Origin of the sequence: Brevundimonas sp. (genome assembly GCF_965278935.1) — a bacterium.
Classification (GTDB): domain Bacteria; phylum Pseudomonadota; class Alphaproteobacteria; order Caulobacterales; family Caulobacteraceae; genus Brevundimonas.
The window spans coordinates 208689-225008 of the sequence record NZ_OZ257124.1; the positions used below are offsets into that span (position 1 = coordinate 208689).

A 16320-nucleotide genomic window follows, 5' to 3' on the forward strand; every position below is an offset into this window, starting at 1 on the left:
GGATCAGGCCTTGCCGATGGCGGCGGCGATCTGGTCGGTCGAGTGACCGGTCAGGTCCTTGGATATCTCGCCGACGAGGCGCGACGACAGCTCCTTGTGCCAATGCTTGCGCAGCTCGCCGAGGGTCTTGGGCGCGGCGATGACGAGCAGCTTGTCGACCTTGCCGTTCAGCACCCATTTGTTGAGCACCTCGGCCACGCCCATGGCGAAGCCGTCCTCGGCCTGGGTGTCGTTGTCGGGATTGGCCTCGCTGGAGAGACGGCCGGCCGAGCCGGAGGCGCGCTCCTCGATCGCCGGGACGGGCTGGGCCGTCAGGGACACGTCGCCGGCGCTGCCGGTGTTCCTGAACAGGGCGAGCTTCTCGCCGTCGACGACAGCCACCATCGCGCCATTGGGAAGATTCATCGGGAAGGCCTCGTCGTCTGTTTCAGGGGACAGGCTAACGGGCCGGGACGGGAGGCGTTGCGTGACTGCGACCCTGGAGCCCCCATTTCGGAGCCGCGTCCGAAGTGACTATATGGAGCCCATGACTGGTGCGACCTCCAGACCCTTCGTCAAGATGAACGGCGCCGGCAACGACTTCGTCGTGGTCAATGCGCTGGACCGGCCGTTTACGCCCGACGCAGACGCCGTGCGTGCGCTGGGCGACCGCAAGACCGGCGAGGGGTTCGACCAGTTGATCGCCATAGAGCCGTCGGAGACCGCCGACGCCTTCATGCGCGTCTGGAACGCCGACGGCGGCACGGTCGAGACCTGCGGCAACGCCCTGCGCTGCGTCGGCTGGATGCTGATGCAGGCCAACGGCTCGGGTCAGGTGACCATCGACACCCTTGGCGGAAAGACTGTCGCGAAGCGCGCCGCCAGGGACGCGAATGGGGACCGGATCACCGTCGACATGGGTCCGCCCCGGCTGGACTGGCGCGAGATTCCTCTGGCTGAGGAAATGGACACGCGCGGCATCGAGCTGCAGGTTGGACCGATCGACAATCCGGTCGTGCATACGCCGGGCGCCGTCTCCATGGGCAATCCGCACGTGGTCTTCTTCACCGACCGTCAGGACGACGCCTTCGTCATCGGGACCGGCTCCCTGATCGAACACCACCCGCTGTTTCCGGAAGGGGTTAATGTCGGTTTCGCCAACGTCCTGGCCCCCGATCGCATCCGCCTGAGAGTGTTCGAGCGAGGCGCCGGCCTGACACGGGCGTGCGGCACCGGCGCCTGCGCCGCCTTGGTCGCCTGCGCCCGGCGCGGACTGACGGGGCGCAAGGCCACGGTGGTCGTCGACGGCGGCGAACTGGTCATCGACTGGGATGAGGCAACCGGCCACGTCTTCATGACCGGCCCGGTCGAGGTCGAGCGCACGGGCGTGCTGACGTGATCGCCAGTGTTTTCGCGGCTCTTCTCGTCGGAGGACAAGAGCCGGTGATCGTGCCACTTGGAAGCCACCCCTATCGGATCGCCTCAAGCTCCATGGAGCCGACACTTTCCGAGGGCGACATCATCGTGGCGAACAGGGCGGAGGGGGCATGCGGATCAACACATCCCATTCTTGGCGACGTTGTGTTGGTGAGGCGCGACGGGTTCCCTTGGATCAGAAGGGTTGTGGCAGGTCCAGGTCAGTCCGTGGCTTTCGTCGCTGGAGAGCTGATCGTTGACGGCTCTAGAATCCACCGAGAATCGCTAGGACACGACACGGCCTCCGACACGTTTGGAGCTCGATCGGTATGGACCTTCAGAGAAACACTCCCCAACGGACGGCAGTATCTGACTTGGGATTTCGGACCGGGAGGTGATCTCGATGATCGACCGGAGGTCGTGGTGCCCGCCGATCATTGGTTCACCTTGGGAGACAGCCGCGACAATGCGATCGACTCCCGTGTGAACGGGCCGACCGCTTCTGGCGACCTCTGCGGGGTGGTCTATTCCATACTGCAATCTTCCGACGTGGAACGGGCAGGCAAGACGCCCTGATCCTCGTTCCGACGGGGTCGGCGGTTGTCCCGACGGGAACCCGCAGCTAGACCGGTCCGGCCCGAACCGCCCGAGACCCATAATGCCCGACCTGACCGACAAACAGACCTTCTCCGACCAGGACGCGCTGGATTTTCACCAGCACCCGACCCCGGGCAAGATCTCCATGGCGCCGACCAAGCCGATGGCGACCCAGCGGGACCTGTCGCTGGCCTATTCCCCCGGCGTGGCCATTCCCGTGCTGGCGATCGCCGCCGATGTGGACAAGGCCTATGACTATACGTCCAAGGGCAATCTGGTCGCGGTGATCTCGAACGGTACGGCGATCCTGGGCCTGGGCAACCTCGGTCATATGGCGTCCAAGCCGGTGATGGAGGGCAAGTCCGTCCTGTTCAAACGCTTCGCCGACGTCGACAGCTTCGACGTCGAGGTGAAGACCACCGACCCGGACGAGTTCATCACCGTCGTCAAGAACATCGGCGACACCTGGGGCGGCATCAATCTGGAGGACATCAAGTCCCCCGAATGCTTCGTGATCGAAAGCGAGCTTCAGGACCTGCTGGACATCCCGGTCTTCCATGACGACCAGCACGGCACGGCCATCATCTCCACCGCCGGTCTGATCAACGCCTGCTACATCACCGGCAAGAAGCTGGAGGACGTGAAGGTCGTCCTGGCCGGCGCCGGCGCCGCGGGTCTGTCCTCGATCGCCCTGATGAAGGCCATGGGCGTCCGGGCCGAGAATACCGTCATCGTCGACCGCGACGGCGTGGTCTACAAGGGCCGGGCCGAAATGGACCAGTGGAAGGCCGCCCATGCGACCGACACCCCGCACCGCACCCTGGCCGAGGCCATGGTCGGCGCCGACGTGGTGCTGGGCCTCGCCGCCAAGGGCGCGATCACCAAGGAGATGGTGGCCTCCATGGCTCCCAATCCGATCATCTTTGCCATGGCCAACCCGGACCCGGAAATCACCCCCGAAGACGTGCTGTCGGTCCGCACCGACGCCATCATCGCGACCGGCCGCTCGGACTATGTGAACCAGGTCAACAACGTCCTGGCCTTCCCCTATCTGTTCCGGGGCGCGCTCGACGTGCGCGCGCGTCAGATCAATCACGAGATGAAGATCGCCTGCGCCCAGGCCCTGGCCCAGCTGGCCCGCGAGGATGTGCCGGACGAGGTCGCCGCCGCCTATTCGGGCCGCAAGCTGAAGTTCGGGCGCGACTACATCATCCCGACCCCGTTCGATCCGCGCCTGATCTGGTACATCCCGCCCTTCATCGCCCAGGCCGCGATGGACACCGGCGTGGCCCGGGTCGCGATCCCCGACATGGACGCCTACCGCGCCAGCCTGCGCGAACGCGTCGATCCGTCCGCCGCCCTGATGCAAAAGATCTCGTCGGCGGTGCGCGCCGCCCCCAACAAGCGGGTGGTGTTCGCCGAGGGCGAGGAGACCACGGTCATCCGCGCCGCCTGGGGCTTCAAACAGGCCGAGCTGGGCACGCCGATCCTGATCGGCCGCGAGGATCTGGTGCGCAAGAACGCCGCCGAGGCCGGGCTCGACTTCGACGCCATGGGCATCGAGATCGTCAACGCCCGCGTGTCGGACCGGAACGTCGAATACACGGACTTCCTCTACGACAAGCTGCAGCGGCGCGGCTATCTGCGCCGCGACGTCCAGCGGATGATCAACCAGGACCGCAACTATTTCGCCGCCGCCATGCTGGCGCGCGGTCAGGCCGACGCCATGGTCACGGGCACGACCCGCAACTTCAACATGGTGCTGAAGGAGGTCCGGCGCGTCCTCGACGTCGAGGGTGACAGCCTGATCGGCCTGTCGATCGTCCTGGCCACCGGCCGCACCCTGTTCGTCGCCGACACCTCGATCCACGAACTGCCCTCGGCCGAGGAACTCGCCGATATCGCCATCCAGGCGGCGGCGACCGTGAAGAAGCTGGGCCGCACCCCGCGCGTGGCCTTCCTCAGCTACTCCACCTTCGGCAACCCGCCCGGAGAGCGCGGCGAGAAGGTGCGCGAGGCCATCCGTATCCTCGACCAGAAGGGCGTCGACTTCGAGTACGAGGGCGAGATGCCGCCCGAGCTGGCGCTGGATCCGGCCCTGCGGTCGAACTATCCGTTCATGCGCCTGAGCCGCGAGGCCAATGTGCTGGTCATGCCGGCGCTCCACTCGGCCGCCATCTCGACCCAGCTGGTTCAGGCGCTCGGCGGGGCGACGGTGATCGGGCCGCTGCTGGTCGGCCTCGAGAAGTCGGTCCAGATCGTGTCGCTGGGCGCCTCGGTCTCGGAGATCATCACGGCCGCCACCTTCGCCGCCTACGAAGAGGGCGTCAGCGTCGAGTTCGAGCCCGATGACGAGGACGTCACGCCGCACCCGAGCGCGGCGGCGGAACGGTCGATGGCGGCGACGCCGGTCTAGGAGGCCTTCGCATCCCCGCGAAGGCGGGGATGCACGGCATTACCGACGGAACGGCGCGAATATCAGGCCGGGGCGGGCGTATCCCGCCGCGCGATCCGCTCCTGACGTTTGAGCAACAGCCAGCACAGGAAGACCGCCGGGATTCCGACCGCCGCCGTGCCGGCGAAGAACAGGGCGTAGGCCTCCATCAGCGACCGACCCGGCTCGAGGCTCTCGACGACCACGCCGGAGAACCCCTTCAGGAACTTGCCCAGCAAGGCATAGAAGGAACTCAGCAGGGCATACTGGGTGGCCGTGTAACCGATGCTGGTCAGGCTCGCCATGTAGGCGACAAGCGCTGCGCCGGCGAAGCCCTCCGAGAAATTCTCGACGAACAGAACGCTGCCGAACACCGGTGTCGACAGGCCGACGACGGCCATCGTCGTGTAGCCGAGGTTGGACAGGGGTCCGATCAGGGCTCCGACCAGCAGCGTCTTGCCGAAGCCGAACCGAACGGCGAACAGACCGCCCGCAGCGATGCCGAGGAAGGCCGCGATCAGGCCGACGCTCAGTCGCATCGCGCCGATGGTCGGCTTGTCGAGCCCCAGGTCGGTATAGAAGGGCCCGACCATCGGCCCCATGACGAAGTCGGGAAGCCGGTAGAGGCTGATCGCCGCCAGCATCAGAAATGCCGCCGCGCCGTGCGTTTTGAGGAAGGTCAGGAACGGGCCGACGATGGCGTCGAACAGGCCGCGCGGGCTCAGCAGCGAGACCTGGCCGGTCACCTCGGCCAGGGTGCGACGGTCTACCGGCTCCTTGGCGAAGAGGGTGGCGACGATCGCCAGGCTCATCGCCGCGCCCCAGACGGCATAGGCGCCGTTCCACCCCAGCCAGGCGGCGAAAAACAGGATCAGGGCGTTGCCCGCCAGGATGGCGAACCGGTAGCCGAGCTGGAAGGCCGAGGTCAGAAGGGCCTGATCCTCGTCGCCGTCGGCGCTTTCGATGCGCCAGGCGTCGACCACGATATCCTGGGTGGCGGAGGCGAAGGCGGTCACCAGGGCCGCGACGCCGAGCGCCGTCAGTCCGCCCTCTGGGCCAACGACGGCCATGGCGATCAGGGACAGGCCGACGACGATCTGGGACAGCAGCATCCAGCCGCGCCGCCGTCCGAAGCGGCCGAGGAACGGCACGTCGAACCGGTCGATCACCGGCGCCCAGAGGAACTTGAAGGAATAGGCCAGCCCGACCCAGGAGATGAAGCCGATCGCGGCCAGTTCGGCTCCGCCCTCGCGCAGCCAGAGGCTCAGGGTCGCGCCGGTCAGGAGGAAGGGCAGGCCCGAGCCGAAACCGATCACCAGGGCGATGAGAACCCGTCCGCGGCCCAGGGCCTTCAGCACATCCATCGCGCCCGCGGCTTTTTCCGGGGCGGGACTGGGCGGGGCGGTGGGCGGTGTGTCGTGCGTCATAAGGATCGGCGTCTCCTCGCGGACGTCCCCCCGGACGCCCCTATGCGAAGGCGACCTTGGCGCGGAACTCTCCGGCCGTCCAGCGGGCGAGGGCGGCGCGCAGGGCCTCGATCTCCAGCGGCTTGACCAGATGGTCGTCCATGCCCGCCTCGAGGCAGGCCTGACGGTCCTCGGCGAAGGCGTTGGCGGTCAGGGCGACGATGGGGGTGCGGTCGCCGCCGGCGCGGATGATCCGCGTCGCGGCGGGGCCGTCCATGCCCGGCATCCGCATGTCCATGAAGACGAGGTCGTAGCGGGCGCGTTTCAGGGCGGCGACAGCCTCGTCGCCAGTCGCGGCGGTCTCGACCACGCACCCCTCGCGCCGCAGCAGGGTCCGGGCCAGCAGGGCGCCGACGGGATTGTCCTCGACCAGCAGGATTCGGGTTCCGGCGAAGCGGACGGGCAGGACCCGGTCGTCCTCGGGCGGCAGGCCGCGCGGAGACCCTTGCGCCTCGCCTGCGGTGGCGGCGGCCAGAACGCGGTCGACGAGGGAGGCGCGGCGAAGCGGCTTGATCAGATAACCGTGGAAGCCGGCTGATCTGTAGCGGGCGATCAGGTCACGCTCGGACGGCTTCAGCAGGACGATGCTGCGCCCGCCCTCGGGCAGGGGAGCCAGCGGCAGACCGGCGGCGACGGCCCCGGCGTGATCGACGAGGGTGACGCAGGCCAGACCGCCGACGGGCCACAAGGAGCCGCCGGACGCGATGATCTGGGCCTCGGCGGCCTCACGGACGAAGGGATCGGGGCTGCGCACGGCGAAGGCCCGATCGGTCAGGGGGCGGGCGCGCGGCGCGGCGTCGGGCGTGGCGTCGAAGGCGGCCTGAAAGACGAAGCGGGAGCCGCGCGCCCCTTTCGGGCCCGGGCGATCCTCGACCCGGACGGTCCCGTTCATGGCCGCCGCCAGTTTCTGGACCACGGCGAGGCCCAGCCCCGCGCCGCCGTAGCGGGTGGCGTCGGAGGCGTCGACGTGGCCGAACTCCTCAAAGATGCGGGCGCGCGCCTCGACCGGAACGCCGGGGCCGGTGTCGTCGATGACGAAGGCCAGCTCGGGCCGGTCGTCGGGACCACCGACGCGGTCGACGGCGATGCGGACCCCGCCCGCTTCCGTGAACTTCACCGCATTGCCGGCGAGATTGAACAGGACCTGACGCAGGCGACCCTCGTCGGCGAGCACGTCGGGCGCATCGGGCGAGACCGACCAGACGATCTCCAGCCCCTTGTCGTGAGCACGGGGGCTCAGCAGTTCGGCCACGCCGCGCACCAGACCCTCGAGCTCGACCGGCGCCGGATCGATCTCCAGCTTGCCGGCCTCGAGCCGGGCATAGTCGAGGAGGTCGTTGACGAGGCCGAGCAGGTGTTCGGCGGACTCGCGCGCGGCCTCGGCATAGGCGCGCTGGGCGCCGTCGAGGCGGGTTCGGGTCAGGAGGCCCAGCATGCCGATGACGCCGTTCAGGGGCGTGCGCATCTCGTGGCTCATCAGACGCAGGAACGGATCGGCGCCGCCCGCGCGGGCGGCCTGTCCGGTCTCGCTGTCCGCCGTCGTCTTCGTCCGTCGCGTCATGCCCGCCGTCGCCCTGGCCCAAGATCGAGGACCAGTCTGCCGGAACAGGTGTTAACCTTTCACCACGCAGGCAGGCTGGCCCGCGTGTCCTGCCGGCGTTCGAACTGTTCCTGGGCGCCGACGGTCGTGCGGCGATAGATCAGGGCCTCGGCGATGTGACGGCGCAGGACGCCCGTCGCACCCTCCAGATCGGCGATGGTGCGGGCCAGACGCAGCGTCCGGGTCCAGCCGCGCGCGGTCAGGCCGCCCGCCTCCCCGGCCCGCATTAGCAGGGCGCGACCGGCCTCGTCCGGGGTCGCGAACCGTTCGAGCACCTCGCCGGACGAGCGAGCGTTGAGGGCCTGTAGCGGATCGAGCCCCGCCTCCCGGACCCGTTCCTCCTGCATGGCGCGGGCGACGGCGACGCGGGCGGCCGCCTCGGCGGTGCCCTCGGCAGGACTGGGCAGGGCCATGTCGGCGGCGGTGACGGGCGGGGTCTCCACCGTCAGGTCGATGCGGTCGAACATCGGGCCGGAAATGCGGTTCTGATAGTCGCGCTGGCAGCGCGGGGCCTTGCCGCACGCGCCCTTCCCCGCCCCGCCGATGCCGCAGCGGCAGGGGTTCATCGCCGCGACCAGCTGGAACCTGGCCGGATAGCGAACGTGGGCGTTGGCGCGTGCCACCACGATCTCGCCCGTCTCCAGCGGGGCCCGCAGACTGTCGAGCGCCTGGGCCGAGTATTCGGGCAGTTCGTCGAGGAACAGGACCCCGTTGTGGGCCAGGGACGCCTCCCCCGGCCTGGCGCGATGCCCCCCGCCGGTCAGGGCGGCCATGGAGGCGGAGTGGTGGGGGCTGCGGAACGGCCGGTCGCGGGTCAGGGCGCCGCGCTCGATCAGGCCGGCCATCGACCAGACCATGGAGGTCTCGAGCAGTTCCTGCGGCGTCAGCGGCGGCAACAGTCCGGGCAGGCGCTGGGCCATCATCGACTTGCCCGAGCCCGGCGGCCCGACGAACAGGATGTTGTGTCCCCCGGCGGCGGCCACCTCCAGCGCGCGCTTGGCGCTCTCCTGACCCTTGACCTCGCGCAGGTCGGGCACGACGGCGCCCGACCGGACCGGCCCCGGTTCCGGCGCGCGCAGGATCGTCGTCCCCTTGAAATGGTTGATCAGGCCGATCAGCGATCGCGGCGCGAGGATACGGACGTCGCCCGCCCAGGCCGCCTCCGGTCCATTGGCCTCGGGACAGATGAGGCCCAGCCCCATCGAGGCGGCGGCGACGGCGGCGGGCAATGTGCCGCCGACCGGCTGGATCCGCCCGTCCAGTCCCAGTTCCCCCAGCGCGGCCCAGCCCTCCAGCGCGTCCGGCTGGATCACCCCCAGCGACGCCAGCAGGGCCAGGGCGATGGGCAGGTCGAAATGGCTGCCCTCCTTGGGCAGGTCGGCGGGCGCCAGGTTGGCGATGATCCGCCTGGCGGGCAGGGCCAGCCCTATCCCCGCGAAGGCCCCGCGCACCCGCTCGCGACTTTCGGCCACGGCCTTGTCCGGCAGGCCGACGATGGAGAAGATGGTCTCGCCGTCCCGGCCGACCAGCTGCACCTCGACGGTGACGCGCCGCGCGTCGACCCCCTCGAACGCCACCGTCGCGATGCTTGCCAGCATGATCCGCCTCCCGCCTTGGGGGAACGAACCATGAACTTATCCAGATTGCAAGAGCGCGGTTATGCGCTCGGAACGTGTTTCGCCTCGATGACGTCCCAGAGGATGGCGGCTGCGTCGATGCCGGTGAACTCCTTCAGCTGCACCGCGCCGGTCGGGGAGGTGACGTTGATCTCCGTCAGATAATCGCCGATCACGTCGATGCCGACGAACAGCAGGCCGCGCGCCTTCAGTTCCGGGCCGATGATGGCGCAGATTTCCAGATCGCGCGAGGTCAGTTCGACGGGCGCGGCCGTACCGCCGACGCGCAGGTTCGACCGCACCTGACCCTCGGCCGGGACGCGGTTGATGGCGCCGACCGGCTCGCCGTCGATCAGGATGATCCGCTTGTCGCCTTTCGACACGGCCGGGATGAATTTCTGGATCACGAGCGGATCGCGCGACCCGGCCATGTGGATCTCGATCAGGGCCTCGAGGTTCGGATCGCCTGCCTTCAGGCGAACGACGCCCGAACCGGCCGCGCCGTGCAGGGGCTTGAGCACCACGTCGCCGTGCCGCTCATGGAAATCGACGAGGGCGACCGGGTCCGAACTGATCAGGGTCGGCGGCTGGACGCCCTCGAACCGGGTGGCGAACAGTTTCTCGGGCGCGGAGCGGACCTCGGCCGGATCGTTGACGACCAGGGTGCGCGGATGGACCGTCTCCAGCAGATAGGTGGCCGTCACATAGGCCATGTCGAACGGCGGATCCTGACGCATCAGGATGACGTCGACGTCCTTGCCGAGATCGAGTTTGACCTCGTCGCCGATGGTGACGTGGTCGCCGTGCACCTGGCGGATCACCACCGGGCGGGCGCGACAGGTCAGGGCGCCGTCCTCCAGCGCCAGGGTGCGGAAGTCGTAGACCCACAGCGGATGGCCGCGCTGCTGCGCCTCCATGGCCAGGAAGAAGGTCGTGTCCGAAGCGATGTTGACCGCCTCGATGGGGTCCATCTGGATGGCGACTTTGAGCATCGGCGTGACCTTGCGCGGGAGATGCCTTGGGTAATGGGCAACGCTTCGCGTGGGCGCAAGGTCGGGGCTTAGGGCTTAGGGCTTAGGGCTTAGGGCTTAGGGCTTAGGGCTTAGGGCTTAGGGCTTAGGGCTGCTGCCTGACCAAGCCCTACTCACCAAGCCCTAGTTCAGCCGCATCCTCAGCCGGTCGGCGGCGATCTGGTGCATCTGGTCGTCCTGGCCGGCGACGGCGCGGGCGCGGCGCAGGGCCTCGAGCGCGCCGGTCAGTGCGCCCTGTTTCTCGCGCGCGGCGGCGACGTCGAGCCACGGCCGGTGATCCTCGGGGTCCAGCAGGGCGCGGCGCACGGCCGAGCGTTCGGCGCAGACATAGTCCTCGGCCTTGATGGCGCGGCTGAACAGGACGTTCTGCAGGCGGATCAGGCATTCGCGGTCGCTGACCGGGGCCATCAGGACGTCGAGCCGATCGGCGACGTGTGGCGTCAGCCCGGCGCGCAGGGCCCGGCGCGTCAGCTCGGACGGCATGACGACGCGACCCTGGCTGAACGGATCCAGCGCGACGGGCCCGGCGGGCGTCTCGACCCGCAGCAGGAAGTGGTTGGGGAAGTCGACGCCCTGGGCCTTCACCCCCGCGCGGCGGGCGGCGTCGAGATAGAAGACGGCCAGGGCCGCCGACAGACCGCGCCGGCGGTCCGCGACATCGAGCACGTCGGTATTGGCCGGGTCGTCATAATGCAGCAGGTCGCCGTTCAGCCGCAGGTCGGCGGCCATGGTCTCGGCCAAGGCGTCGTCGGGGCTTTCGCCGCCGATCCGCTCGGCCAGCCGTTCGGCGGCGGCGTCAGACAGGAGGCGGGCGGGCGAAGGATCGCGGAACGGGTAGTCGTGCAAGGCGCAGGCGATGGCGGCGTCGAGCAACGGAAAGGCGTCGTCGTCGGCCCGACCGGCTTCTTCCAGTGCGACTTCCGCCTCTTCGCGCGTCAAAGCCCGTCCCCCGACGACCCGTTTTCACCCCCCGGTGAAAACTAGAGATTGCGACGATGGCGCGGAATTCGCCCGGGGGCCAGCGCTACGGTGTCGATTCGCAACACAAGACCGGCCAAGCTGGGTCTTTGGCGCAACAGTGCGGCGCCCGCCGCCCGCAGCCGTTCCAGTTGTTGATTATCAACGGCATTCAGCGCCGCCTCGATCGTGGCGCGATGTTTGACCTCGACGACGACGACCGTCCTGCCCTGTCGCGCGAGGATGTCGATCTCGACGCCGCGCGTCTTCAACCGGAAGCCGAGCACCTGATAGCCTTTCAGCATCAGGAAGGCGGCGGCGACCCATTCGGCGCCGTGCCCCTCGCGAAACGCCCGCCCGCCCAGCGCCTGACGCCAGGCCGCCTTGGGCCTGACCGGAAGCGCGACGCGGACTTTCGGCGGCTTCATCCCTTGCCCTGAAGCTCCAGTGCGCGGCGGTAGAGGGCCTTGCGCGGCAGATCGAACGTCGCGGCGACCTCGGAGGCCGCCTCGCCGGTCGGCAGCCGGGCCAGCGCTTCCGTCAGGGCCGCGTCGACGTCGGCGGCGCTGGCGGTCTCGACCTCCCCGGGGCCGATGACAATGACGATCTCGCCCTTGGGGCTGTCGCAGCGGGGGTCGACGGCCAGTTCGGCGAGCGTGCCCCGGATCGCCTCCTCATAGAGCTTGGTCAGTTCGCGGGTGACGGCGGCGGGGCGAGGTCCCAGCACCTCGGCCATGTCGGCGAGGCTGGCGGCCAGACGCGGCCCGCTCTCGAAGAAGACCAGGGTCTGGCGCGCCGCCTTGACCTCGGCCAGCGCCGTCTTCCGCGCGCCGGACTTCGGCGGGAGGAAGCCCGCGAACAGAAACCGGTCGGACGGCTGGCCCGCGATGCACAGGGCGGCCAGAAGGCTCGACGCGCCGGGTATGGGATGGACGGGCAGATCGGCGGCGATGAAGGCGCGCGCGACCACGAACCCGGGGTCCGAGATCACCGGCGTCCCGGCGTCGGAGACGAGCGCCACGACCTGACCCTCGCGGACCCGTTCGATGGCGATCTCGGCGGCGCGGGCCGAGGCGTGGTCGTCGCAGCGCTCCAGTTTCGCCTTCAGCCCGTAGGCCGAGAGGAGCTTGGCGGTGACGCGCGTGTCCTCGGCCAGGACCAGGTCGGCGGCGGCGAGGACGTCGAGCGCGCGCAAGGTCATGTCGCGCAGATTCCCGATCGGGGTGGCGACCAGATAGAGCCCCGGCGACACGTGCCGGGGCGGCGGCGCGGTCGGGGGAAAGGGGCCGGGGTCACTCATTATCCCTCCGTGCCACAGACCGGGGCTCGCGCGAAGCTCAGGTCAGCAGAGCCTTCAGCACTGCGTCCAGCACGGGCCGCCCGGTGGCCGTGGCCACGACCCGTTCTTCGGCGACCGCGAGCAAGCCGTCCTCGACCAGTCCCTCCACGAGGGCGGTCAGGTCCAGCGCCGCCAGATCGGTCAGGGCCACGCCCTCGACGGTTCGAAGGCCCAGCAGCAACCGTTCCTCGGCGGCGGCGCGGGGATCGAGCCGTTCCTGTTCCGACCAGGGCGTTCCTGCGGCGACCCCCTCGACATAGTCGCCGATGCGGCGGTGGGCGACGGTGGCGGTGCGAACGCCATCCAGCGTCAGGCGGCCGTGGGCGCCGGGGCCGATGCCGACATAGTCTCCGCCGCGCCAGACATGCAGGTTGTGGGCGGAGCGGGCGGAAACGCCGCGCGCGTGGTTGGAGACCTCGTAGGCCTCGAACCCGGCGGCCCCGAGCACCGATTGCGTCGCTTCGTAGAGATCGGCGGCGGTGTCCTCGTCGGGCGGGATCAGGCCGCCGCGCTCGGCCGCGCGGGCAAAGGCGGTGCCCTCGGCAATGGTCAGTTGATAGGGAGAGACGTGCTCGAACCCCATGGCCAGCGCCTCGGCCATGGCCGTGGTCCAGCCGGCGACGGTCTGACCCGGCAGGGCGTAGATCAGGTCGATCGACAACCGGTCGAAGACGCCGGCCGCCACGGCGATGGCGCGTCGCGCCTCGTCGGCCGAATGGTTGCGTCCGAGGAATGTCAGCTGGGCGTCGTCGAGCGACTGGACCCCCAGCGAAAGGCGGTTGACCCCGGCTTCCCTCAGCGCCGCAAAATGGGCGGCCTCGGCGTCGGTGGGGTTGGCCTCGAGCGTGATCTCGACATCGCCGCCGGGAAACAGGGCTCTCGCCCGGGCGATGACCCTCCCCACGTCCTCGGCCCGCATCAGGGACGGGGTGCCGCCGCCGAAGAAGATCGAGGCCAGCGGACGCCGGCCGACCAGTGCCGCCTGGGCCTCCAGATCGCACAGAATGGCCTCGACCAGCACGGCCTGTTCCTCGCGCCAGCCCCGATCGCGTACGACGTTGAAGTCGCAATAGGGGCAGATGCGGGCGCAGTAGGGCCAGTGGACGTAGACGGCGATGGCGTCGCCCGTGTCAGTCAATCAGGGCCGCCTTCACCCTGGCGAAGGCGCGGGTGCGGTGACTCATGCCTTCCTTCACCACCGGATCCATCTCGCCGAAGGTCTGGTCGTAGCCTTCGGGGACGAAGATGGGGTCGTAGCCGAAGCCCCGGTCGCCGCGCGGCGGGAAGGTCACCACCCCGTCGACCCGCCCCTCGACCACCACGCAGGGACCGTCGGGCCAGGCCACGGCCAGGGCCGAGGTGAACCAGGCCGAGCGATCGGTCGCCCCCAGCTCCTCCAGCCGCGTCTCGATCTTGCTCATGGCCGAGACGAAGTCCCGCTCCGGCCCGCCCCAGCGTGCGGAGAAGATGCCGGGCGCCCCGTCGAGCGCCGCGACCGACAGGCCGGAATCGTCAGCGAGGCTGACTTCGCCCGAAAACTGGGCCGCGTGGCGCGCCTTCAGCATGGCATTGCCGACGAAAGTCGTCTCGGTTTCGGCCGGCTCGGGCAGATTCAACTCCCCTGCGGTGACCACAGTGTAATGTCCGTCCAGAAGCGCATGGATTTCGCGCGCCTTTCCGGCGTTGTGAGTCGCGGCTACGAGCCGCATCCCCTTGATAAGCTTTAACTTCATCCGTGATCACGCCCGTGAAACATTTCATTGCCTAAGTTTAATATCGTTAAACGATATGTAACGTGACTAGCCGACCCGCACGTCCTATCTATGATCTCAAGAACGGCGGCCACAACGTTCCCCGGAAACACCCAGATGGGCAAATCCGAACCCCGTGGCACACAGAAGCGGGCATTAATGACCTGCCTCAGGATCGAAGGACAGAACGATGAACACGATGAACGCCTCGCTGATGATGGACAAGGTCGGCGCGCTGCTGATCAACGCCGCCCTGCTCGCCGCCCTGCCGACCGCCCTGGTCGCCATCCTGGTGCAAGCTTTCTAAGACGGTTTCGCCAAGGTTCGCCCTCAGGCCCGATCTTCGATCGGGCCGGAAGATGAGGGACGCGGTCGCTCACGGCTCGAGCGACCGTCAAGAGAAGAGACCCACCTTTCGTTGCTCAAGCAGCGAGGCTCCGCGAGCCGAGCGGTAGCAACACAAAAGAAGGCTTCGCCGTTGAAGAAGATCGCGATGTATAAGACCGCGTAGGGGTTTTCCCGAACCCCACGCGGTCCTCGCGGTCCAGACTTCCGGTCCAGATTCTTTCCCGAGCTGTCGATGTCCCTCACCCGGCCTGAGCTGCGCCTGCCGAAGATGCCAAGAGGCATCCGCGCGCCGTTCAAGACCCCCCTCCTGAGGACTCTGGGACCCGGCTCCGTTTCCAGCCTGCTGAAGATCGCGCTGGATGTGGCCTATGTGCTGCTGATGATCATCACCGCGGTCCTGCTCCTGGTCTTCCTGGCCTCGATCTTCATTCCGCTGGCCAATCTGAACATCACCGTCTCCAACGACACCGGCGGCCGCCAGCAGCCGCTGACCCGTCCCCTTCTGCTCTTCGGCGTAGGGGCCCTGAGCGCCTATTTCGGCGGTTTCCTGCTGATCCTGCGAAATCTGCGGATGATCTTCCGCACCCTGACCATCGGCGATCCGTTCCGGCCCGAGAACGTGCGCCGTCTGCGCCAGATCGGACTGATCCTGGCCATCGTCACCGGCGGCGTCTGGCTGGTCCAGGGACTGGTCGCCGCCCGCCTCGCGCCCGGGGTGATGGATTCCCAAGGCGTCGGCGAGCTATTGACCCCGGTCTTCTCGGTGCTGGTGGTCTTCGTTCTGGCCGAGGTGTTCAAGGAAGGCGCCCGTCTGCGTCGAGAATCCGAGCTGACCATATGATCGCCCGAGCACGCCCCTGCGCTAAAGCAGCGAGCGACCGTTTAGCCGGTCCTCCGGCCGATCGAAGATCGGACCGGGGGGCGAGCCGTCGCGCCCCGAAAGACCACTAGAATGGCCATCCGGGTTCAGCTCGACAAAATCCTCGTGGAGCGACGCATGTCGCTGACCGAGCTGGCCGATCGCGTGGGCGTGACCCTGGCCAATCTGTCGATCCTCAAGACCGGCAAGGCGCGGGCCGTGCGGTTCTCGACCCTCTACGCCCTGTGCCGCGAACTGGACTGCCAGCCGGGCGACCTGCTGGTCTTTGAGCCCGGCCCGCCCGAGCCGGACGCCGACGGCGAAGACGCCTGACGTCGTGGCGCGGCGACCGCCTCCCGACCTGACGACCGAGGACCGCCGCATCTGGGCCCGGGTCTCCGGCACCGTAACCCCGCCGAAGACGCGGAAGGCCGCCCGCGTGACGCCCGGCGCGATCCTGCCCGACGAACCGCTGAAACCCGAGACGATCAAGGCGCCCCGGCCTCCGGTCCTCGGCAAGCACAGGACCTCGACGAAGATCCGCAACGCCGCGTCCGTCACCCCGGCCGCCCCGAAGGCGGCGCCCACCCCGCCTCGATCCGTCCCCGAGGAGCTGGAGCCCCGCCGCCAGCGCCGCCTGTCGCGCGAACGCGATCCGATCGAGGCCTCCATCGACCTGCACGGCTTCGGCCGGTTCGAGGCCGAGGATCAACTGCGCGCCTTCCTGTCGCAGTCCCAGGCGCGGGGCCTGCGCGCGGTTCTGGTCGTCACCGGTCAGGGGCGTCGCGGCGGCGGCATCATCCGCGCCTCGATCCACGAATGGCTTCAGGGGCACGCCCTGCGCGGCGTCGTCTCCGGCTTCGCCATGGCCCACCGGCGCCACGGCGGCGACGGCGCGATTTACGTCACATTGAAGCGCTAGGCCGG

16 protein-coding genes are annotated in these 16320 nt (G+C 68.8%); 6 read left to right on the plus strand and 10 right to left on the minus strand.

Annotated elements, in window-relative coordinates; all coding sequences use genetic code 11:
• Positions 1-3 precede the first annotated feature (3 nt).
• Positions 4-405: a host attachment family protein gene (locus tag ACQY68_RS01005; protein ID WP_428151156.1), complete on the minus strand. Its 402-nt coding sequence runs from the start codon at positions 403-405 to the stop codon at positions 4-6.
• 121 nt (positions 406-526) lie between these two features.
• Here ACQY68_RS01005 and dapF point away from each other — a divergent pair, with 121 nt between their 5' ends.
• From dapF to ACQY68_RS01020, 3 genes are all read left to right on the plus strand, one after another.
• Complete coding sequence (gene dapF / locus ACQY68_RS01010; protein WP_428151157.1) at positions 527-1378, plus strand: diaminopimelate epimerase; 852 nt, start codon at positions 527-529, stop codon at positions 1376-1378.
• A 50-nt stretch (positions 1379-1428) separates the two neighbouring features.
• Positions 1429-1971, plus strand: coding sequence for a signal peptidase I (gene lepB, locus ACQY68_RS01015; protein ID WP_428152703.1), 543 nt, complete (start codon positions 1429-1431; stop codon positions 1969-1971).
• Between the two features lie 82 nt (positions 1972-2053).
• Positions 2054-4408, plus strand: coding sequence for an NADP-dependent malic enzyme (locus ACQY68_RS01020; RefSeq protein WP_428151158.1), 2355 nt, complete (start codon positions 2054-2056; stop codon positions 4406-4408).
• 62 nt (positions 4409-4470) lie between these two features.
• Here ACQY68_RS01020 and ACQY68_RS01025 read toward each other — a convergent pair whose 3' ends face one another.
• The 9 genes from ACQY68_RS01025 to rdgB all read right to left on the minus strand — a co-directional run bounded on the left by ACQY68_RS01025 (position 4471) and on the right by rdgB (position 14168).
• Positions 4471-5853 (minus strand): AmpG family muropeptide MFS transporter, encoded by a 1383-nt coding sequence (locus tag ACQY68_RS01025; protein WP_428151159.1) that lies wholly within the window; start codon positions 5851-5853, stop codon positions 4471-4473.
• 40 nt (positions 5854-5893) lie between these two features.
• Positions 5894-7453: a response regulator gene (locus ACQY68_RS01030; RefSeq protein ID WP_428151160.1), complete on the minus strand. Its 1560-nt coding sequence runs from the start codon at positions 7451-7453 to the stop codon at positions 5894-5896.
• A 59-nt stretch (positions 7454-7512) separates the two neighbouring features.
• Positions 7513-9090 (minus strand): YifB family Mg chelatase-like AAA ATPase, encoded by a 1578-nt coding sequence (locus ACQY68_RS01035; RefSeq protein WP_428151161.1) that lies wholly within the window; start codon positions 9088-9090, stop codon positions 7513-7515.
• Between the two features lie 59 nt (positions 9091-9149).
• Complete coding sequence (gene gshB, locus ACQY68_RS01040) at positions 9150-10100, minus strand: glutathione synthase (protein WP_428151162.1); 951 nt, start codon at positions 10098-10100, stop codon at positions 9150-9152.
• Between the two features lie 162 nt (positions 10101-10262).
• Positions 10263-11078: a SirB1 family protein gene (locus ACQY68_RS01045; RefSeq protein WP_428151163.1), complete on the minus strand. Its 816-nt coding sequence runs from the start codon at positions 11076-11078 to the stop codon at positions 10263-10265.
• 41 nt (positions 11079-11119) lie between these two features.
• The gene (locus tag ACQY68_RS01050) at positions 11120-11524 is read right to left on the minus strand and encodes a YraN family protein (RefSeq protein WP_428151164.1); all 405 of its coding nucleotides are present in this window, start codon (positions 11522-11524) and stop codon (positions 11120-11122) included.
• Positions 11521-12396, minus strand: coding sequence for a 16S rRNA (cytidine(1402)-2'-O)-methyltransferase (gene rsmI, locus ACQY68_RS01055; protein WP_428151165.1), 876 nt, complete (start codon positions 12394-12396; stop codon positions 11521-11523). Before rsmI ends, ACQY68_RS01050 begins: the two co-directional genes overlap by 4 nt.
• A 37-nt stretch (positions 12397-12433) precedes the next feature.
• On the minus strand, positions 12434-13573 hold the full coding sequence (gene hemW, locus ACQY68_RS01060) for a radical SAM family heme chaperone HemW (protein WP_428151166.1): 1140 nt from the start codon (positions 13571-13573) through the stop codon (positions 12434-12436).
• Entirely contained in the window at positions 13566-14168 is a 603-nt protein-coding gene (rdgB, locus tag ACQY68_RS01065) for an RdgB/HAM1 family non-canonical purine NTP pyrophosphatase (RefSeq protein WP_428151167.1), read from the minus strand. Before rdgB ends, hemW begins: the two co-directional genes overlap by 8 nt.
• 598 nt (positions 14169-14766) lie before the next feature.
• Between rdgB and ACQY68_RS01070 the strand changes: the two genes are divergently transcribed.
• The 3 genes from ACQY68_RS01070 to ACQY68_RS01080 all read left to right on the plus strand — a co-directional run bounded on the left by ACQY68_RS01070 (position 14767) and on the right by ACQY68_RS01080 (position 16315).
• Positions 14767-15375 (plus strand): DUF2975 domain-containing protein, encoded by a 609-nt coding sequence (locus tag ACQY68_RS01070; protein WP_428151168.1) that lies wholly within the window; start codon positions 14767-14769, stop codon positions 15373-15375.
• Positions 15376-15486: 111 nt separating this feature from the next.
• Positions 15487-15726 carry a helix-turn-helix domain-containing protein gene (locus tag ACQY68_RS01075; RefSeq protein ID WP_303696232.1) on the plus strand — a complete coding sequence of 80 codons (240 nt, stop codon included), beginning with the start codon at positions 15487-15489 and terminating at the stop codon, positions 15724-15726.
• Between the two features lie 4 nt (positions 15727-15730).
• Entirely contained in the window at positions 15731-16315 is a 585-nt protein-coding gene (locus ACQY68_RS01080; RefSeq protein ID WP_428151169.1) for a Smr/MutS family protein, read from the plus strand.
• Positions 16316-16320 lie beyond the last annotated feature (5 nt).